The sequence below is a fragment of the Robertkochia marina genome (genome assembly GCF_004799345.1).
Taxonomy (GTDB): domain Bacteria; phylum Bacteroidota; class Bacteroidia; order Flavobacteriales; family Flavobacteriaceae; genus Robertkochia; species Robertkochia marina.
The window spans coordinates 314937-334480 of the sequence record NZ_SSMC01000002.1 but is presented as its reverse complement, the minus strand read 5'-3'; the positions used below and the strand labels follow the sequence as shown (position 1 = coordinate 334480).

General features: G+C 42.6%; 17 protein-coding genes and 1 riboswitch. Of the genes, 5 read left to right on the top strand and 12 right to left on the bottom strand.

The features are described 5' to 3' along the window. Positions 1-362: 362 nt before the first annotated feature. The 6 genes from E7Z59_RS07975 to E7Z59_RS07950 form a co-directional block, all read right to left on the bottom strand. Complete coding sequence (locus E7Z59_RS07975; RefSeq protein ID WP_136335794.1) at positions 363-575, bottom strand: YgaP family membrane protein; 213 nt, start codon at positions 573-575, stop codon at positions 363-365. Between the two features lie 340 nt (positions 576-915). Next, the gene (locus E7Z59_RS07970; protein WP_136335793.1) at positions 916-1620 is read right to left on the bottom strand and encodes a fatty acid desaturase; all 705 of its coding nucleotides are present in this window, start codon (positions 1618-1620) and stop codon (positions 916-918) included. Between the two features lie 339 nt (positions 1621-1959). Then, positions 1960-2640, bottom strand: a complete 681-nt coding sequence (locus E7Z59_RS07965; RefSeq protein ID WP_199287179.1) for a DUF4386 domain-containing protein — start codon at positions 2638-2640, stop codon at positions 1960-1962. 21 nt (positions 2641-2661) lie between these two features. Further along, positions 2662-3102 (bottom strand): DUF6326 family protein, encoded by a 441-nt coding sequence (locus E7Z59_RS07960; RefSeq protein ID WP_136335791.1) that lies wholly within the window; start codon positions 3100-3102, stop codon positions 2662-2664. A gap of 239 nt (positions 3103-3341) precedes the next feature. Continuing rightward, complete coding sequence (locus E7Z59_RS07955; RefSeq protein WP_136335790.1) at positions 3342-4991, bottom strand: dipeptidyl-peptidase 3 family protein; 1650 nt, start codon at positions 4989-4991, stop codon at positions 3342-3344. Between the two features lie 148 nt (positions 4992-5139). Next, positions 5140-6051 carry a proline iminopeptidase-family hydrolase gene (locus tag E7Z59_RS07950; RefSeq protein WP_168731257.1) on the bottom strand — a complete coding sequence of 304 codons (912 nt, stop codon included), beginning with the start codon at positions 6049-6051 and terminating at the stop codon, positions 5140-5142. 581 nt (positions 6052-6632) lie between these two features. On the opposite strand from E7Z59_RS07950, the gene E7Z59_RS07945 reads away from it, so the two are divergent. The 4 genes from E7Z59_RS07945 to E7Z59_RS07930 all read left to right on the top strand — a co-directional run bounded on the left by E7Z59_RS07945 (position 6633) and on the right by E7Z59_RS07930 (position 13061). After that, complete coding sequence (locus E7Z59_RS07945; protein ID WP_242015637.1) at positions 6633-7241, top strand: peptidylprolyl isomerase; 609 nt, start codon at positions 6633-6635, stop codon at positions 7239-7241. A 208-nt stretch (positions 7242-7449) separates the two neighbouring features. Continuing rightward, a complete protein-coding gene (locus tag E7Z59_RS07940) occupies positions 7450-8694 on the top strand; it encodes an NAD(P)/FAD-dependent oxidoreductase (RefSeq protein WP_136335788.1) in 1245 nt (414 codons plus the stop codon). Positions 8695-9419: 725 nt separating this feature from the next. After that, positions 9420-9532: riboswitch (SAM riboswitch) on the top strand. 120 nt (positions 9533-9652) lie between these two features. After that, the gene (locus tag E7Z59_RS07935; RefSeq protein WP_136335787.1) at positions 9653-10969 is read left to right on the top strand and encodes an O-acetylhomoserine aminocarboxypropyltransferase/cysteine synthase family protein; all 1317 of its coding nucleotides are present in this window, start codon (positions 9653-9655) and stop codon (positions 10967-10969) included. Positions 10970-11726: 757 nt separating this feature from the next. Further along, a complete protein-coding gene (locus E7Z59_RS07930) occupies positions 11727-13061 on the top strand; it encodes an aminotransferase class V-fold PLP-dependent enzyme (RefSeq protein ID WP_136335786.1) in 1335 nt (444 codons plus the stop codon). Between the two features lie 405 nt (positions 13062-13466). On the opposite strand, the gene E7Z59_RS07925 is transcribed toward E7Z59_RS07930, so the two are convergent. Next, positions 13467-13964 carry a nuclear transport factor 2 family protein gene (locus E7Z59_RS07925; protein WP_136335785.1) on the bottom strand — a complete coding sequence of 166 codons (498 nt, stop codon included), beginning with the start codon at positions 13962-13964 and terminating at the stop codon, positions 13467-13469. A gap of 241 nt (positions 13965-14205) precedes the next feature. On the opposite strand from E7Z59_RS07925, the gene E7Z59_RS07920 reads away from it, so the two are divergent. Then, the gene (locus tag E7Z59_RS07920; protein ID WP_136335784.1) at positions 14206-14793 is read left to right on the top strand and encodes a WG repeat-containing protein; all 588 of its coding nucleotides are present in this window, start codon (positions 14206-14208) and stop codon (positions 14791-14793) included. 109 nt (positions 14794-14902) lie between these two features. On the opposite strand, the gene E7Z59_RS07915 is transcribed toward E7Z59_RS07920, so the two are convergent. The 5 genes from E7Z59_RS07915 to E7Z59_RS15225 all read right to left on the bottom strand — a co-directional run bounded on the left by E7Z59_RS07915 (position 14903) and on the right by E7Z59_RS15225 (position 19535). Next, positions 14903-17191, bottom strand: coding sequence for a DUF748 domain-containing protein (locus E7Z59_RS07915; protein WP_136335783.1), 2289 nt, complete (start codon positions 17189-17191; stop codon positions 14903-14905). A 192-nt stretch (positions 17192-17383) separates the two neighbouring features. Then, a complete protein-coding gene (locus E7Z59_RS07910; protein WP_136335782.1) occupies positions 17384-18469 on the bottom strand; it encodes a flavin monoamine oxidase family protein in 1086 nt (361 codons plus the stop codon). 96 nt (positions 18470-18565) lie between these two features. Next, entirely contained in the window at positions 18566-18787 is a 222-nt protein-coding gene (locus tag E7Z59_RS07905; protein WP_136335781.1) for a hypothetical protein, read from the bottom strand. A gap of 339 nt (positions 18788-19126) precedes the next feature. After that, entirely contained in the window at positions 19127-19309 is a 183-nt protein-coding gene (locus E7Z59_RS07900) for a hypothetical protein (protein ID WP_136335780.1), read from the bottom strand. A gap of 64 nt (positions 19310-19373) precedes the next feature. Next, a complete protein-coding gene (locus tag E7Z59_RS15225) occupies positions 19374-19535 on the bottom strand; it encodes a hypothetical protein (RefSeq protein WP_168731256.1) in 162 nt (53 codons plus the stop codon). Positions 19536-19544 lie beyond the last annotated feature (9 nt).

Below are 19544 nucleotides of genomic sequence, written 5' to 3'. Positions count from 1 at the left end.
TATTATGCATTAAAGCTCATTTCAAGGAACGATAGGTGTTGAAGTTTGTGAGTGAGCTATCAATAGATGAATGCCGGGAGACACTAAATTCCAAAGGGCACCCTCTTAAAGTCTCAAATGGTTAGAAAGTATCTAAGAAGGTCCTTGAATTCTAAATTAATACGTTTAATTTCACTTCATAGGAAGGAAGTGAACAGTATTATCGACTTTATGAGTTTTGATGGATTTCTTCGCTTTTAAACATGGTTTAGAACCATCATTATGGATTGAATATCAGTGGATTTTTAAATGCTTTTCATATTAAAAAAAGACTCCTTATGGGAGTCTTTTATCATGAATACCAATGATTTTATTAAAGTGATCTACTTTCCTTCTTTGGTCTTACAGGTAGAAATACCAAAGGGCAGGTAAAGCGGACAAAAACCTATGAAACTGGTCAGAGCGAATACTACGGCCAGCACCAGGAGCACAATACCAAGAGTACCGCTTAAGGTACCGGCATAATACAGATACCCGATCACAATAGCCACAAGTATTCTTAACGAACGGTCTAAAGATCCCATGTTTTTTTTCATGATAATAGAGTTTAGTTGAACAAATGCCTGAATAAAAGCACCAGCAGTGTAACGATGCCAATGCAAAGCAAGCAGACCGCTATAAATTTGAAAAATTGACTTTTATTCATGGTTTAACCCCCTTAAGATAAGAAAAAAGCTACAATTTTTAGTTATGAAAAATTGAAAACAATCAAAAGAAACAAGACATCAACAGAACCTTAAGGAAAAGTCTGTAAAGAAGGACTGGTATCCAAAAAATGATAATTAAAATACCAAGGTGTGCATAGTGAAAGACCTAGGTAAGGTCCTATGTAAAATTGTTGTTAAATGACAAGGAGGCTCCTTGTAAAATGAATAATCATTTCATCTGCCACAATCGCCACCAGGGTACCCCGGGGGCATCGTGATGTTCATAATGGTAACCAAAAAAATAACAGCTTAGAAAAGCCCAGAGGTGATTTTTCTTCAAGGTTCCCGATTTGTACTTGTTCTCGCTGTGGTGACCAGTACGATGTGGGATGTATGTTCCGAAATAGAAGAGTTGAAATGTTGACAAAACGCTGGGCACAACCCAAAACAGAATAATATTCTCTATCGGGAAAACAAGCAGTAATACCTGAAAGGTTACGGTAATAAGGATGAGCTGCTTCAGGGTAATATAATTCTTTAGAAAATTCCAATACCATGTCCAGAAATTGCCTGATTCGTGAAAATCAGGATCTTCCTCAGAAGCCACATGCCGGTGATGCATATGATGTTTACGGATAAGCTGATCGTATGAATTAAAAGCAAAAAGCATGGAGGTCAGCCGGCCGAAAAAGGTATTGATAGCCCCATTCTTTGTAACGGTACCATGCATGGCATCATGAGAGGTTATAAATACTCCTGTATATAAGTGCGCCTGTAAGAGAATGCCGAAGTATAAAGCCGGACTGTAAATGGAAATCTCCCATTGTAAAAGGTAGTACAAACATAAGAACCACGCTACCACAATACCGGTGGCAATAATAATCCCAAAAGGATCAAGGGGCTTGAAAAGGATTTCTCTTTTCTTGCGAGTCATTTTTGTTTAACAATTTTGACACAAAGTTAAACAAAATAATTTAAGTATAGAAAATTTATGATAAACTCATCGATTGCATCGGTGTCTTAAAACCAACATAACCTCTTTATTATCAAAACCATACCCAGGAACTTCCTTTTAATTCGCAGATCCTGAAGACCGATTTTACAACATGCCAGGAAACTACCTCTAATAGTTCTATGAAAGCTATTAGAGAAATTCCCGGGAGCACATACAGCGTAAGGTTTACAATTGGCGCAAAAATTGAAAAGCCGGGTAACTATCTTATTGGGATGTCATATTGTTTATAACTAGAATAATCAGAAAAATGGAGTGATCTTAATTCTTATCATTTCTAACCCCAACAAATAATAAATAGCCTATCATCCAGAATTCGCCGATGGTTGCGGGAAGGATCAGAAATCTGTTATATGAAAAGTCAATACCTGAATAACGTACCACGGTACTCACCAGATACCCCAACCCGCCGAGGAGTATCACTCTACCCAGCCAAACAGGCATTCTTTTCGATTTGATCGCCAGGTACCCCATGGGAAAAAGCCAGAGTCCGAAGAAAAGTCCTCCTATTCCCCAGGCATTTGATATGATATACTGTAATACCTGAATGATCACCACCTTGTCTTCCAGGGCAGGCATTGAAGCATTTGCAATGCTAATAGCAGAGGCCATGGCAATGGCACTTATCATTATGACTACAGCATTGGTCATTCCCCAAGTACCCATGACCCAGGAGGCCCATTGGTCCTCATCTTTAAATAGTTTATAAAACCATACGGCGGTAAGCGCCTGAGATACAACAATCGCAAATTCCAGTAAAAGTCGTAACCTGGCTGTGGATTCCTGATCGATCAAATTGGTAAGCGTCGCTTCCGGGTCACCTGACACAAATACCTGGGGATGTACCACCATAAATCCGAGCACTCCAGAGATCGCCAATAGTAAATACCAAATTCCTGTAATCCGCGCTGACTTAACTAATTGAGAGTGATTTTCGCTCATATACATTTATATTGTTTACAATTATTTGTTTCTCGGCCATTTCCAGGCCTGGACAACAATCATGGTGAAAACCAAAAGTTCTACCACATTAAAGAGCACAAAGAAGTTTTGCCATTCAACTCCCATACTTGAGCTTATGATCATGACCGACATAGACGCATAGATCGTGGCTACAACCATGTTCATCCATTTGTTAATCTTTGCCGGGAGCATTATAGAAAGAACGATCATCAGCGCCGGAATGATCAAAATTCCGGAGAATATAACCAGTAGTTCCGGGGTCGTTGGTCCCATAGGCGTTTGGAGGTTCATCATGTTATCCAGCTTCTCCGGCGTCATCAACCGAAAATAATCGGCATAGATATAGAGAAACATCAGGGAAGTCCACAGCAATGCCAGTTTGATCTTAATATCGACCCTGGTGTTGGTTAAGGGGGTATGCTTAATCTTATCTGAACTCATATTGTATAGATGGGTTTGCCATTACAACGATTTACCTGTTGAGTTGTTACAGGGATCGTCTTAAAATAATATCATGAAAATTTATAAGGTTATCTCTACCAGGCATTCACCTTTCCGGCTGGAATTGAAAATTCTGTTTAAACCTGCATATAAAATACATTCTACCTAATCAAAGAGCGTTTCATAAAAAAGCCGGTTCCCTAAAGAACCGGCTTTTGAATTTATTATCTGCCTTTTTCTTACAACCCTAAAACATCGGTACCCTGCTCAAAGACAATATCTCTGGGGATACCGGCCTCCGATACCCTGTCAAGGGCATTCTGCAATTCAGGGCTAACATGTCCCATGTCTTCAAACAGCCGGGTAACCCCATCGTAATCACCATCGCCCTGAAGGGTTAGAATTTTCTCTGAGAGAGAATTCATAGCCTGCTGGAAGTTTTCAAAGTTCACCGCATACTGTCCGGTAGCCTCATCAAAACTAAAGGCATCCATTTCCTGGAAATAGTTAAACCGAACCATATTCGCCTGTCCGTGAGCACTGGCCGCTCCAAACCGTACCGAACGGAAAATACCGGCCATAAAGGTCACATAATAGTCCATAAGCTCCCCTTCTATCTCTCCCATCTCGTGCAACTTGGTAACCATGTACAACCCAAGAATGTCTGCCTTCCCTTCTTCCAGGGCTGATCCTTTTTCTTTCAATGCTTCGCGGACAGTACCGCTGCCATTAATGGTGTTTTTAATGCCCAGGCCGTGGGCTACCTCATGAAACATGGTATTCGCAAAAAAGGCGTCGAAGGTAATATGTTTACGCTGCTCTTCTGCTACCAGCACCTCGGAGATCGGCTCCAGGATCTTATCAAATTTGGCCTGCATAGCGTTCTTTAACTGCAACCTTCTGGACCCTTTTTCCAGCTGTACCCGCTCATCATTCGGCAGGTTGATGGCTATGGTCTTACTTCCGGCATTACAATCTCCTGCATAATAGATCACGTCATAGGCGTTCAATTGAGAAGAGGTTCCGGGCATTTCCTTTTTATAAGGAGCATCAACCGGTAATCCTTTTTGCAATTCAGGCAAGAAGGAAGCGTATTTCTCTAAACGCTCGCTCCAGGATTTATCCTTGATAAGCACATAAGCCTCATGGGCGTTACGGTAATTATAAAGCTTGTCTTCGTAATTTTCAATAGGGCCTATTACAACATCAATGGAATTATTTTTCATATCCATCCAGGCCATATCAGACTCCAGGTACTCATCATTCTCTAATGCATCAGCTCTTAGGGTTAAATACTTTTTGAGCCCTTCCTCTTCGGCCAGTTCAGCGGCTTGTCTCAACAGTTCGGCAGCCCTGCTTACTTCTTCCTTAAAAGCCTCGTGATAGGGCTGCAGGTAGAGCTCGCCATTCTCATCTCTTCTCACAAAAGAATAGGCGTTTGCTTTATCCGGGTTGTCCCAGGCTTCAAATTCTTCCTTGGTCATATCTTCCGGATAAAATTGTGCACCCTCAGGCTTGGGCCCTACCCCTTCAACAAAGGGTTTGTCGTCATTCAGCCGCTCCCAGGGACCATAATTGATCTCAGCAAAAGCCTTTTGTGCCGGACCTAGTTCGGCCATTAAGGAATCTTTACTTCCATAAGCCTCCTTCCAAAATAATTTATCCATGATCTGTGCGGCCTCAATGAGCAGGGGCAGCATCTGCTTTTCTTTTTCACTCAGCACCGAGACATCGGTGGTCAGGGTAAATTCGGCAAATTCATCTACTTTTTGTTGAATAGGATTCATCGCTATGGTATCATTGGCTGTATCATCGCTTTTTTGTTCGCCCTTATTCGTTTGGCAGGCAACAAGACTCAGTATTATACCGGTCAGGATCAGTTTTTTCATGGTGTTATGAATGTGATTATTTCTTTTGGAAAATTACAAAAATCAGAACAGTCTTTATTAGACTCTTTTTCTTGATGTTTTAATTAATTCTTTCCATGTATTTAAAGACCCCTATCAGAAAAAGGATTTGTCATCCGGAATGACTCTGCTATTGAACCTCCTGCTGTTCCAGGAACTCTTTCACCACCTGGATATTTTGTTCCCTTGCATCCCAGGTCGTCAGGTGACTGGAGTTGGAAAACACCTTCACTTTGGAGTTTTTGAAGTGTGCAGCCATATCCTGAACATAAGACGGTTTAATTTCATCAAACTCCCCCACTGTGAAAAGCACCGGAAGATCTGTTTCCTCCATATTCTTTAATCCATTATAATTCTTAAGTGTCCCTGTGATACTGAATTCGCTTGGACCCCACATATAGGTATAAACTGCCGGATTAGCAGTACTCACCATACTATCCAATTCTTCCAACACTGGGTCCTGCCCCCATAGGTACTTATCGTAGAATGTATTGATGGCTTTTTCATAAAGTGGATCATCATATACTCCGGTTGAATCGGCCCTGTGAACGGCAGTCAGCAATGAATCCGGTAATGTTAGAAGCAATTCATTCGTACTTTGTTCCCATAACTTCAGATCCAGACAGGGACTTCCAAAAATCAGGGAGGTCACATGATCCGGATATTTTTTAAAATATTCCAATGCCAGGATACTTCCCCATGAGTGCCCTAACACATGCCATTTTTCGACCTTAAGATGGGTTCTTAGGGTCTCCAGTTCATCTACAAAATGATCTACAGTAAACAGGCTGCTATCTGTAACCATATCTGATTTCCCTGCTCCTAATTGGTCATAGCGTATTACCTGCCGATCTTTTCCTAATTCCTCCAGAGGTTTCAGATAGAAGCTGGAGTATCCCGGCCCACCGTGTAATAACACCAAAGGAGTGTCCTGTCCGTCTCCGGTTACCTTATACCAGATATTTCCTCCCTCAACCTTTAACTTCCCTTCTCCTGTCGGAATGGGTTCATGTTTTGTTTTTTCAGAGGACTGACATGACATAAACAGGATTGTGACGCTGATTATTGCGAAATATTTCAAAGAATTAATTATCGTTTTCATATTTGGTTGGTTTAATTTGAATGCCTTGAAATGGCCTATTATAACTTGTTTTAAAGCCCTTACCAGGAGGCGCATATGAAGGTTGGTCCTTTTATAGATGCAAGGCTATCAAAGAATGCTTAAAACAGCAATTATTACTGTAGAATATTTAAAGATTAATTCAACAAAAATAGATTCAAACTGCTCAATGAGAGAGCACTAAATGTCACTTTCTATCCTTAAATATAAGTAAATAGTCGATACTTGTGAGGAAATGATGTATTATGATCTAATAGTAGTTATTCGTTTAAGACAACTTTATAAACAATGAATCCGATGAAACTATGATGTGACCAACTAGTATTTAGTCATTGAAAAAAGGTCAAAAAATACATATTGCATGAGCCAGGATTCCCGTCTTCACAAAAGTTGCGGCGGATGAAACCGGAGGTTCGGATATATGCACGTATAGCGATTACCACTTATTTCCTATCTTGGGAAGGAAATCATAACAACAGTCGAACCTATAAACCATCAACCACTTGAAAACACTATACATTGCCATGAGCTTCTGTCTGACTCTTGGAACAGGAATCCTCCTTTCAGGAACGCTTACAAAAGGACAAGACGAAAACTATCCTATTGGGCAGATCCTTACCGAGAAAGGGGAAATGCTTATTTGGCTTCATGACGAAACCCCGAATCATAAGGATCATTTTATAAAACTCGCACAGGAGAATTATTGGGATTCCCTGAGCTTTAACCGAGTGATCAAAGATTTTGTGGTGCAAGGGGGCTGTCCGGATACCCCGGAAGGATTCAGCGATTCTCCCTACCTGATCGAACCCGAATTCAATGACAACCTAAAGCATATTTATGGGGCTGTAGGCGCAGGACGTGATGACAACCCCGATAAGTTATCGGCAGGCTGCCAGTTCTATATTGTTCATGACAAAGAAGGCATTCCCAGGCTGGACGGAAATTATACCATTTTCGGGCAGGTCATTAAAGGGCTTGACGTACTGGAAGCTGTTGCGACGGTACCCACCGATTCCCTGGATGCACCTGAAAACATCATCACCCTTGATGTGAACATGCTGTATTTAACTAAAGAGCAACTGGCAAAACTTGGGTATCAGGTTGATCAGTAATCTGAAAAGGAACCCTATCCTTCTAATTTGATTGATAACCCTTACATCCAGTGATTCTTTAATTCCCCGGTTAACAGCTTCTTACCAGCCGCTATCAGACTGTTCAGATAAAGACTTCTTTATTATGAATAGCTTTAAATGTGGCAGTTAGCAGCAATAAATCCAGTAAATTCGTATTGAGGTATACCAGCATTGCTATCAATTATTTATGGAAAAGAAAGATCAAAAAATTCATATTATCGGGGCCGGGATCAGCGGACTCACTGCGGCGATTGTACTTGAGGAACGTGGTTTTCATCCGGTGATCCTGGAAGCCACCCACAGGGTTGGAGGAAGAGTTAAAACTGACATCGTAGGGGGATATCAACTGGATCACGGCTTCCAGGTGTTGCTAACGGCCTACCCTTCGGCGCAAAAATATTTAGACCTAAAAGCACTGGAGCTTCAAAAAATTCTCCCCGGCGCTGTGATTTTCAAAAACGGACAAAAAAAGATCCTGGGAGATGCGCTTAGGGATTTTAATTTACTGCTCCCCACTCTTTTTTCAGGCATTGGATCTTTCACTGATAAACTAAAGGTTCTAAAGCTCAACAACCTTCTAAAAAGCCGGGACCTGCAAAGCATCTTCGAGCAACCGGAAAAGACCACCCTGCAATACCTGCAGGATTTCGGTTTTTCTAATAACATGATCGATCAATTCTTCCGGCCGTTTTTCGGGGGTATATTCCTGGAACCCGAACTGCAAACTTCAAGCAGAATGTTCGAGTTCGTTTACAAGATGTTCGGCGAGGGGTATGCGGCCCTGCCACGGGCGGGTATGCAAGCCATCCCAAATCAATTAAAGGAACGACTGAAAAACACCCGCTTTGAATTTAACGCTAAGGTAAGGTCAGTTAGTGATGGAGAAATACATCTTGAGGATGGCGTTACTTTGGAAAGTGATTACACCATCATTGCCACTGAACCCGGGAAATTGGTTCCGAACCTGAATGACCAGGAATGTGAATGGGTTGCCTGTGACACCCTCTATTTTGAAACTGCTGAAAAAGTTATTGAAAAACCGCTGATCGGACTCATTCCGGAACCCAAAACACTTATCAACAACATCTGTTATCATACCAATCTGCCATCAACCACCAGGGGCGAAAATGAGTTGTTATCAGTAACGATTGTAAAGAAACACCATCTTTCCCGGGAAGACCTGATCGCCGCTGTGCAAAAAGAACTAAAGGATCTTTGTGGCATAGAAACCATGAGATGTCTGAAACACTACAGGATCCCCAAGGCATTGCCAAAGTTGAACGGTTTGCAGTATGAAATGCTTCCTTCTGAGACACAATTAACCACCACTATATTTCTCGCAGGAGACTACCTGCTCAATGGCTCCTTAAATGCGGCCATGTTATCAGGAGAACGCGCTGCTTTGGGAGTGGTGGAGAAGATCGGGGTATAAGGTACGGGGTACGGGTTATGGATTATGGATTATGGATTATGGATTATGAAGTTAAAATTATTCGTCTTCGCGAGACCGCTGAAATTAGATTTCTTGTGTAGAATGATGACGGATTAGTTATATTAATATTGGGCTCCTTCCCTTGGTCAGGGGAAGGTACTCTTGCTATAAGCAAGAGGGGAAGGGGTTGTATATGAACATTACCTGAATCAACCCGCCCCGTCTCAGGGTTTCACCCTGATCCACCCCTCCCTTTCCAGGGTGGGGAGCCACATTTTATATTTTTTTCAACCAAATTTAAATCCGTCAGTGGTAGGCCATGTAATGGCCGTGGCGATCTCCTGAATTTTACTCTGGATCTCCCTTTGACCTAGTTTAAGAAATCCCTATCTGTCTTTACTGAAAAATATACCTTCTCGTCAGCTGGCTCCTCACTATTAAAGGTTCACTGAATGTTTAATAACCATTCGGCCTTCTGCTTACTTGTCTACCTGTCTACCCGCCTACCCGCCTACCCGCCTACCTGTCACCTGCCCGCCAAGCCGAAGGCATGGTTACCTGCCTACCTACTTACCTATCTACCTATCTACCTGTTTACCTGCCTACCTGTTACCCATTAAACTCTACTAATCCGATAGGAATTATATATTTATTTGCAAAAATCCTTGGATATTAAATATTTAATTCAAAATATTTGTGCTCACAAAGTTCAAAGACTTACTGAAATGTTATCAAGAAAGGTGGAGGGAATAGACCCTGCGAAGCCTTAGCAACCCTTACCCTGTAAGAAGGTGCTACATTCTACATGAGGTGATTGATCATCTCAGATAGATAACCAACCGTAACAGCGCCCCTGCTGTTATGTATTTCTTTATAACATTTTTCTATTAAGTATGCTTCTGCCGAAGCTTATTTGACTTTGGGTTTAAATCATTTATGAACTCAAAAAAAAAGAAAAATGAGTACACAAAAATTCGCAACCAAAGCGTTGCATGCCGGACACGATGTAACCGCAAACGGAGGAACCCGCGCGGTTCCTATTTATCAGTCAACCGCCTATGTTTTTAAGGATTCTGATCATGCGGCCAACCTTTTTTCACTGGCTGAAACGGGAAACATTTACACCCGTATCAACAACCCCACCAACGACATCCTTGAGCAGCGACTGGCTGCCCTTGAAAATGGTATTGCGGCCGTGGTCACTTCCTCAGGAACCGCAGCCATTACCACTACCCTGCTCACCTTGCTTAAGGCAGGCGATCATATCGTGGCTTCCAGCAGCCTCTATGGAGGTACGTTTAATTTACTGAGTGTAACCCTGCCCCGACATGGTATCACCACCACCTTTGTTGATCCCTCAGATCCGGAAAACTTTGATAAAGCCACACAGGAAAATACCAGGGCATTTTTTATTGAATCTCTGGGTAACCCAAAGTTGGATGTTCTGGATATTGAAGCTATTTCCAGGCAGGCGAAAAGTAACCGGGTACCCCTTATTGTAGATAATACAGTGGCCACCCCCTACCTTTTAAATCCTATTGAACACGGGGCTAACCTGGTGATCCACTCCCTGACCAAATACATTAACGGAAACGGAACTGCCCTCGGAGGCGTTATTATTGACGCCGGTACCTTTGACTGGACTAACGGGAAATTCCCTGAATTTACGGAGCCCTCGCCCGGGTATCACGGCCTGGTGTACAGCGAAGCCCTGAGGGAAGCCGCCTTTATAGCAAAGGTGCGTATTGAAGGCTTACGCGATTACGGAAGCGCCTTAAGTCCGTTTAACGCTTTTCAGATCATCCAGGGACTGGAAACCCTGGAGCTACGGATCAAGAAACACAGCCAAAATGCTTTAGAATTGGCCAAATGGTTGCAACAACAACCGGAGGTTAGCTGGGTTAACTACCCCGGACTGGAGCATAGCCCATTTTACGACCTTGCAAAGCGTTATTTACCCGAAGGACAAAGCGGGATCGTTACCTTTGGAGTAAAAGGCGGGTATGAGGCCGCAAAGATCATAGCCGATAAAACACAAGTGTTCTCCCTGCTCGCCAATATAGGAGATACGAAATCGCTGATCATACATCCCGCCAGTACCACCCACCAACAATTGAACGATGAAGACCAGGTATTGACAGGAGTCACCAAAGATCTGATACGACTATCGGTTGGACTCGAGGACATTGAAGATCTGAAAGCCGACCTGAAACAGGTATTCGATCTGATCTCAAAGAAGAGGTCTGTTGTGGTTGGGAGCCAGACGGGTAAATAGGTAGGTGAATAGACAGGTAGGTAGATAAAGAGTCGTCCCGCTAAAGCGGGATTAATTCCCAATACTTTTTGTGATTCACCCATTGGATTCTCACAAAACGTTGGTCATTAAAGAGTGGGGAGTCGGTTGAATTTTTCAGTTTGCAATCTGCAGTTTAACCGGGTTCTCCACTCCTTTGCCTGCCACCGCGCCACCTGGCCCATTCGCTAAAAATGTCCACTGTACATTTTTAACTCCTCATTCCTTCTTCGCTTCTTTACTTCTTCGCTTCTTCGCCCGCCAACAAAAAAAAGCCACCCCTCAGGGTGGCCTAAAACACATAACTTAAAAAAACTGATTGTCAACTTTAATTAGAGACGTTGAGTAGGTTCCAAAGGGGGCAGGAACCTCCTACCGGTCTCAAGTAGGATAAGTGATATTTTAGAGTGATGCGGGATTCAAAATGCGAGAAGCGTTTTAGCCTTCCCGATCAACTGCCTTTCAAAATTTCAACGATGCAAATATACGCCCGAAGAATACCTCACATCTTGTATAAAAACAGCAATAAATTGTTGATTTTCAGTATTTTATCTTTCATATGTGCATTTCATCGGATTTTCATAGATTATATCCTATAAAAAATAGGTGTTCGTCTCTTTAGATTGAGTGTGTCATGGCTCAAAATCAAACTTTAAATACTGTTTTTCAGCTACTTAACCGCAGATTGAATCATTTTTTTGAACTACCTTGAGGAGGTAACCACCAAACCATATTCACAATGGACAGACGTAAGTTTATCGGTGCCTCCGGACTCACCCTCGGAATGGCCTCCATGTTTCCCTCCACACTCCATGCTTTTAAAACTGAGAATCAACATAAAATACCCTCTGTTGAAGGAGGTATTCATAATAATTCATGGCAATGGGTGCGATCTCAATTCATGCTTGACCATGAACATATTCAAATGGCCCAGATGCTGCTGGCCTCCCACCCCGCCCCGGTAGCTGAAGCTATTGAGAAACATCGCAAGGCTTATAACGCAAACCCCGCCACTTATTGGGAAGAACATTTTATGACGGCCGAGAAGGTGGTCACCAAGGCTGCAGGTGCATATATGAATGTTGATCCGGAAGAGATCGCGCTCACCGACAGCACCACCATGGGCACCTCCCTCCTGTTTAACGGCATGAAATTAAAACCGGGAGATGAGATCATACAAACCACCCATGATCATTATGTAACCGACAAGTCTATAGAGTTTGCCTGCGAGAAGAGCGGAGCGAGTTACAGAAAGATCGACGAATACCAGGATCCAAGGACCGTTACGGTTGCAGAGGTCACTGAAAATATTGCCAGGGCTATCACTGATAAAACTCGTGTGGTCATGGTAACCTGGGTACATAGTTGTACCGGGGTGAAGCTCCCCATTCGTGCCATTGCCGATGTTATCGAAGAAGCAAACAGATCAAGAGACGAAAGTAACCGTATCTATTTTGCGGTAGACGGGGTACACGGCTTTGGAAACCAGGATGAAGACATCAGTGCCATGGGCTGTGACTTCTTTTCTGCCGGCACCCATAAGTGGATCTTCGGGCCACGAGGTACCGGTATTCTGTATGCAAGACGTTCTGCCTGGGATTTTGTGCGACCTACCATCCCTCCTTTTTCACAATACGCTTACGAAACCTGGTTAGGGTTTGAAAGCTCTGCTAAACCTACCTTTAACGAAGTGATCACCCCCGGAGGCTTTCATGCCTTTGACCATCGTTGGGCCTTGAATGCCGCCTTCGATTTTCAAATGGAAATGGGAAGAGACAAGGTACACCAACGCACAACGGCACTGAACACCCAACTAAAAGAAGGGTTAGAAGCCATCAAGGGGGTTGATATACTTACCCCTATGAACCCTGAACTTTCTGCAGGAATCAATTGTATGCAGATCGAGGGCATGGATGCCGTTACTTTGGTAAAGAAATTTCATCAACATGGAATCATTGCCAGTGCCTCTCCTTATCGGGTGTCTTACGCCCGACTCACCCCTTGCGTGATTAATACCGAAGAAGAGGTGGATACCTGTATTAAAAAAATGGAGGCGATTGTTAGGGAGTCGTAAGTCGGAAATGATGAATTATGAATGACTGCGTCTGGAATGCGACCGCAGGGAAACAGAACAGGCTGCAGGAATTCATAACGACGAAGGCGTGATGGATGGTACACCTTCGCCAAGGCTACGGTGTATGCAATGAATGGTGAATAATACACCTTCGCCAAGGCTGCGGTGTATGCAATGGATGATGAATGATGAATGGTAGATGGTAGATGGTAGATGGTAGATGGTAGATGGTAGATGGTAGATGGTAGATGGTAGATGGTAGATGGTAGATGGTAGAAAGTTAGGTAATGGAGATTTCATTCCGGGCTCACAAACCTTTTATTAATTCGAGGAGGTAATCAGGGCTCCTCCCTATATAACTTGTCACCTGTCACTTGTAACTTGTTACCTGTCACCTGTTACCTGTCACTTCTTTGCCAATAGATGCTCATGAACCATTTTCCATTGACCGTCTTCCTTGACGAATTCCATGGTACCGGCACTGCTTAGTTGTCCGGTTTGGTTATTGAGTTCAGCATGCAGCACGGCTACATATTTTACCACAGCCAGGTCATCAAAAATATCGATCCTTAGGTCGTCCGGGCTGTAGTCAATGTTCACAAGATTATCTGCAGAGATCTCAGGATCCTGAATTCTTTTTTTACCTACAGAATGATCCCGGCATTTTCCTGATGACTTGAGCTGCTTTTTATACGAGCGGCAAATATTCAGTTTTAAAGATGTTTTATTCTCCATTTTACAGAAGGTCTCGTCAAAAACAGCTTTCACTTCTGTACGCTCCATAGCAATAAAATCTTCTGTTATTTCAGCTTCTCCGGTGGTTTTGATGGCATCCTCTCCGCTGTTCCCACAAGCAAGGATAGAAAGGCTGACAAAGCAGGCCATCACTATTCTTAGTAACATCTTATTGGTTTTAAACACCCGGGGTGTTATGGTTGTCCTATAAAATTAATAAAATATTAACATTTAAGGAAATCTGGGAGGTCAAATCTTTGGAGGGTTCATGGATATCTACCCACCCTGATTCGCAGGAAGCGCGAGGTTTTAATTGCTTAAATTATAGATAAATAACAAAGATGATGTGCGTCATTTAATTTTACCACCAAGTCTGCTACATTTAATCTGAACCGTAAAACGTATTAAAATGAAAAAGCTCTTATTATTTCTTCTTTCGGGAGTTTTTACGCTCATACTTTCAGCACAGGAGCATAGCGGACTTGCTGCCGTGGGAGAACTTTCAGACGGCCTTATTTCTGTTGAAAAAGACGGAAAGTGGGCATTTATCGATCAGGAGGGCGCCCTGGTTATTGATTATCGTGACGATCTGGTAACCGGAGAAAAAGCTCCTGAATTCAAAGAAGGCCGATGCCTTATCCAACAGACCAAAGAAGGTATTCCTTATTACGGGTATATAGATACCAGTGGTGAAATCGTGATCGAACCCATATACCTGAATGCAACTGCTTTTAAGGATGGGTATGCCATTGTACTCAAAATGGAAGAACAGGTAAGAGGTACTAACCAATACCTGAACAAGGAGATCATTGACAGGAATTTTGATGAGGTTCTTATCAACACCCAGGGAGACGAACTAAAATACCTCACCGCTCATAAGGGGGTGCTGCTCGATGCTAAGAAGTACAAACAGCCTGAGATGGTCTCAAAAATAGTGTCGTCCGGGTTGGTAGCCTTTAAGGACGAATCAGGTAAGTGGAAGGTTGCAAAGCTTTAATAACCGGATTCATTCGCCTGGAAACTTCGTTTAAATAATGGGGATATAGTTTCATTATATGCCTTCATGAAGGTATGGTGGTTCGATTCAGGGTAGCCACCAGGTTTGACTACTGTTCCTCCGAACTATCCTCATTGTTCCTGGCGGTCTGTTTTGCAGGTTCCTCTTCTTTAGATTCACCTACATCATACTTCACTTTAAACTGAGGAGTAGTACCTACATTGGCAGGATCACTGAGTTCAGCTATTTCTATGGTCATGTTGGTGGAAGCCTCTTTTTCTGTCAGGTAGCCTTCTATTTTTGTTTTTAGTTTATTGCCATAGTCCAGGAGCAGGGTATCTAAATTCTGATAATCGGAATACTCATTCACCATTGCTCCCATTTGCAAGGATTCAGAATCCGGTTTGTTTACATTCAACTCCGCTTGAGTAGCTGCAACAGTCGATGTGTCCCCTATGACTCCTCCTATTGATGTAGAATCTGTGTTGTAGAAAAGAGAATCCCGCATCAGATCTTCATCGAATACATAATTCAGGACGATGCTCAATCCTTCTTTCTTTTTTTCAAGCTCAAGAATAAGGTCTAATTGCCTTTTATGTTCATCTGTTAACGCCGTGTCCGGGTAGTTGAGAACCAAAGCCTCGAGGTCTTCGGGTTCGGCATCAACCAGTTTAGCAAGGCTTCTGGCCGGGTTATCGGTCACATTAAAGATCTTTTTTTTAAGGGTCGTACCAATCAGCTTCCAAACATCCACCTCCGGGTTATTGAGATCACCTCTCACGGGCACATCCAGTTCAATGTCTCCGTTTTTATCCTTCAGTAGGAACACGGCAAGCTTTAGGGGTAAAGACCATAGTCCGCCTTTCAAATTTTCCACAGAAACATCCTTGATCAGGAGGTTGTTTTCACTGGTGATCTGTCCCTTTTCAATTTTTGAATTGGTAAAATAGAACATATCACCATTGAGGATAGAGTGACCTGTGTAGTGCGTTGAATAAATATTAAGATCGGCCAAAACAAAATCTTTGATGGCTATATCTATATCGAGGTCCATGGGGTTTTGCGGGTTAAACCCGAGTTTAGACTTCAGGGTGCCTCTTTCATTTAACAGCATTTCAGATAAGATATCTATCCAATCACTATCACTGTATATGCTGTCGGTATCTATCATGATCTCACTAAGGTGGTATTCGAAAGGCTGCCCGGTAAGATTATCTGTATAATCCAGTACCCCCTTATCTACTTTTACCTTTTTGAGGGCGTAGTAGATCGCATCTGTGCTCTTTCCGGATAAGGAATCAGCGGAGGCAGCATCTGCAACCTCAGCGGAGCTTTCCTTTTTTCCGCTTTCTGCAGTATCAACAGCATCTGCAGAAGATTCAGCTGTTTCAGGGGTAATATTAAAAATACGGAACAGATTATTGGAGGCCGAATCCAACTGGAACTTTATATAGGGCTCTTCTATACGGAGCTCAGAAAGGATAAAGGCCTGCTCGTGATAATTGATCTCCTCCAGCAAACAGGTCACCTTTTCACTGCCGAAAAACTTTTCATTTTCCTCATCGGTCATGATAAAGTCATTCACCTCGATATTTCCCGAGATCAATGATCTTTCCGGGCTTTTATCATTTCCTGTAAGATTAATAGTCGTATTGACCACCCCCTTAAGATCTTTAATATTGGCATATTCTGCAGCGTATTTATAAAAGGGTTGCAGTTGTAAGCCTTCGAGTTCAACGCCTCCTTCAAAATCGCCGGTTTGTGGATGGTATGCAAAAGAGGAGCGTAACGTACCGCCTTCTGAGAATTTCAGTTCGATATCAGCCTCACTATCGTCTTCCTGGTTCCACTCTATATAGGGCACATAAAAACCCAGGTCTTCCATGGAAGTTGTTTCATTAACATCTCCATCTTCAAATTTCACCGAGGCGTCTTTTAATTCCAGCTCAGATAATTGGTATTTAAACACTTCCTCTTCATCTCCTTCTCCGGAATCTGAACCTGTTGTATCCGTAGCAGTATGGTACTTTACAAGATCATCAAAGTTATAGGCCGAATTACGTTTTTTCAGGTTCAGATTCAGGCCTTCCAAATAGAATTGATCAATTGAGATGGTTTTACTTATGTATTTATAAGGTTCGGCATTCACGATCAGGGTATCAAAGGTGAAAAAGGTTTCTTCCCCGTCTGCTTCATACATGATAAAATCATAAATGCTTAGCGTGCTGGTGAAGTAATTTATACGAAGCTTCTCCATATATACCTGCCTGCCAATAAGCTCCTCACTGTTTTTTATGATATAATTTTTTATCAGTAATGGCAATAGCATCAGAACAAGCAGCAACACCCCGAGAAGGGTGATCACAACAATACGGATGGTTTTTCGATTACGGCTCATTCCATGAAACTTGGTTATACAACGGTTTCATTAAATAGCGGCTGGAGTGGTTCCAGGGATATTAACAAGGCTCAGAAAAAAGCAATAACAATTAATACACCAATGATAAGTGCCTGAACCTCTTATAACTAGTCATGTGAAATTAAAACAAATAGCTTGAATTTCAATACACCGGGGAATCATTTTTCATTATCACAGCTCTTTTCTAAGTTGTCTTGCTACGAATTGCGCACTTGCTACCGCCCCATCCATATACCCGGGGAAGTCAGGGGCCGTTTCTGAACCTGCCAGATATAACCTGCCCTCCATGAACGGCTGCCTGAATTGTTCATGACCGTTATGCTGATGCGGAAAAATATGACCTTCATAAGGGGCATAGGTAAAGGGTTCATGTGCCCAAACCACTTCATGAAAATTTATATACTCCCTTACTCTTGCTCCATAGTATTTCTCTAATTGCCCGAGTATGATCTTCAATCGTTCTTCTTTATTTACCGAATGATAGGCTCCATTAAGAAATCCTTTCAGCGCAAAATACTCATCATTAAAATCGGCGTGATCGTACATTTCTGTAACCGGACCGGTATTGCTGAATACCGTACCACTGGTGCCTGCATTTCTCCAAAAAGGTTCTTTAAAGGTGAGGGCGAATTTGATCGACTCGCCCATCCACGTGTGGGTTTGCTGCATGAGTTCAAGCAACCTTTCAGGGAGTCCGGGAGAAGTAGCGATCTTGCTTTGGAAAAGATTTGGCGGTAGGGTTGATACTACCCTGACAGCCTTGATGGTACCTGAATCGGTTTGAACAACGAGGTGATCCCCATTATCATTAATTGCGGTTACCCTGGTACTCAGAAGTAGTTGGTCACTTGAAAGGCAGGTGTTCAGTGCTTTGATTAGTTCAGAAGTACCTCCTTTGATCCTGAAGCTGGGTTCGTCGTTATCGGGCAAGGTTACTAATTGGGGCGGACTGGTTGACATATACTCATAAATAGCGGTTTTACCCAGTCTTTGTGGAAACCATCCAAGTCCCAGTTCCTTCAATAGGGATACCAGGTGAATGTGTTTGGAGCCAAACCAGGTAGCCCCCATTTCCACCGTAGGCTCCCCTTTTTTATGAAGTGTATGAATACGCCCTCCTACCCGATCACGGGCTTCTACAACCACGACCTTCAATCCTTCTGATCTCAGGAGATAATTCAGGGTTAACCCGGTGAGTCCGGCACCTATAATTACGATATCTGCGTGAAGTGAATTTTTAGTGTCCTGAAGATCCATACCCGTTTATTTCCTGTCTGCAAATATAAGATATTGGCATTAGGGATATGCCGGTACTCAGCTAACCATTCTCTTTATGCTCAGAATTTTCAAATACTATTGATTCATGATGGTGAGAAACTCCCTGAACTTTTCCGGATCACCTTGGTTGTGATAAACCTTTGGGTTCTTAAAAATTGCCGTGATGGCACCCAAAATACCTCCTGCGACGCTACCCACAATAGCCCCGGCGACAAATGCCTGCCCGCAGCCTCCCCAAAAATCCACATCATCATCAACGGCCATCAGGGTGCCGGCAACCACAGCTCCGCCCCCCATTCCTACAAGAGTGTTATGCCATGCGGAGTGTTTGGTTTTGACCTTTCCTTTTTTTTCAGCGGGATCAAAACCGACCGCTTTTCATGGTATAATTCAAGCGTTGAAGAGTTGCCTTTTACCAATTTACCCTTTCCGATCTTTTGTCCGTTAAGATCATATACCCTGATAAAATCTTGACCATTATAAGTGAACTCCTGGGCCTATACCCAAAAGAAAGGAAACAACAATCCCAACAGGAAAAAGAGTACACTCCTTCTCCAAAAACTTTGAAAAATAAAATGTGTTAAGATAATTGTGTTCATTGGCGACATTCTCTCTTATTTACGCCTCAAATGAACCTCACTTCGAAGCGTCTCTTTTCTTCTTCATGCCTACAATAAAGAGGAGTCCACCAAAGGCAATGAGAACCGTACCCAGCGAACCGGAGAGGTTATCTAAAGTTGTATTGAATATGACGCCCAGAGAAATTAGGACGATGCCAAAAAATACATACCTGCGATATTGTTCCTCCGGTGGATTCATCTTGTTAATTTTATAACGATTTTAAAAGACATAAACTGAAATGCTACGCTTTAGAATACTTTCATTAATGCATCTTTGGGATCATAAATAATCCGCCCAAAGCCATTAAAAGAATACCTACGGTGGCATACTGATCCTGTAATACTCCTGCTATGATCAACCCTAAGGAGATCATTACAAACCCTGTTAAAAGGTGTCGTTTGTTTTCTGATGTTTTAGAATTCATAATTGTAGT

What these genes read in the sequence shown, in the direction of transcription:
- E7Z59_RS07950 (WP_168731257.1), bottom strand. Translation starts at nt 6,051, where the DNA reads ATGTCATGTCAGTCCTCTGAAAAAACAAAACATGAACCCATTCCGACA.
- E7Z59_RS07960 (WP_136335791.1), bottom strand. Translation starts at nt 3,102, where the DNA reads ATGAGTTCAGATAAGATTAAGCATACCCCCTTAACCAACACCAGGGTC.
- E7Z59_RS07955 (WP_136335790.1), bottom strand. Translation starts at nt 4,991, where the DNA reads ATGAAAAAACTGATCCTGACCGGTATAATACTGAGTCTTGTTGCCTGC.
- E7Z59_RS07970 (WP_136335793.1), bottom strand. Translation starts at nt 1,620, where the DNA reads ATGACTCGCAAGAAAAGAGAAATCCTTTTCAAGCCCCTTGATCCTTTT.
- E7Z59_RS15225 (WP_168731256.1), bottom strand. Translation starts at nt 19,535, where the DNA reads ATGAATTCTAAAACATCAGAAAACAAACGACACCTTTTAACAGGGTTT.
- E7Z59_RS07935 (WP_136335787.1), top strand. Translation starts at nt 9,653, where the DNA reads ATGAGTACACAAAAATTCGCAACCAAAGCGTTGCATGCCGGACACGAT.
- E7Z59_RS07910 (WP_136335782.1), bottom strand. Translation starts at nt 18,469, where the DNA reads ATGGATCTTCAGGACACTAAAAATTCACTTCACGCAGATATCGTAATT.
- E7Z59_RS07930 (WP_136335786.1), top strand. Translation starts at nt 11,727, where the DNA reads ATGGACAGACGTAAGTTTATCGGTGCCTCCGGACTCACCCTCGGAATG.
- E7Z59_RS07915 (WP_136335783.1), bottom strand. Translation starts at nt 17,191, where the DNA reads ATGAGCCGTAATCGAAAAACCATCCGTATTGTTGTGATCACCCTTCTC.
- E7Z59_RS07965 (WP_199287179.1), bottom strand. Translation starts at nt 2,640, where the DNA reads ATGAGCGAAAATCACTCTCAATTAGTTAAGTCAGCGCGGATTACAGGA.
- E7Z59_RS07905 (WP_136335781.1), bottom strand. Translation starts at nt 18,787, where the DNA reads ATGGGGGGCGGAGCTGTGGTTGCCGGCACCCTGATGGCCGTTGATGAT.
- E7Z59_RS07920 (WP_136335784.1), top strand. Translation starts at nt 14,206, where the DNA reads ATGAAAAAGCTCTTATTATTTCTTCTTTCGGGAGTTTTTACGCTCATA.
- E7Z59_RS07940 (WP_136335788.1), top strand. Translation starts at nt 7,450, where the DNA reads ATGGAAAAGAAAGATCAAAAAATTCATATTATCGGGGCCGGGATCAGC.
- E7Z59_RS07900 (WP_136335780.1), bottom strand. Translation starts at nt 19,309, where the DNA reads ATGAATCCACCGGAGGAACAATATCGCAGGTATGTATTTTTTGGCATC.
- E7Z59_RS07925 (WP_136335785.1), bottom strand. Translation starts at nt 13,964, where the DNA reads ATGTTACTAAGAATAGTGATGGCCTGCTTTGTCAGCCTTTCTATCCTT.
- E7Z59_RS07975 (WP_136335794.1), bottom strand. Translation starts at nt 575, where the DNA reads ATGAAAAAAAACATGGGATCTTTAGACCGTTCGTTAAGAATACTTGTG.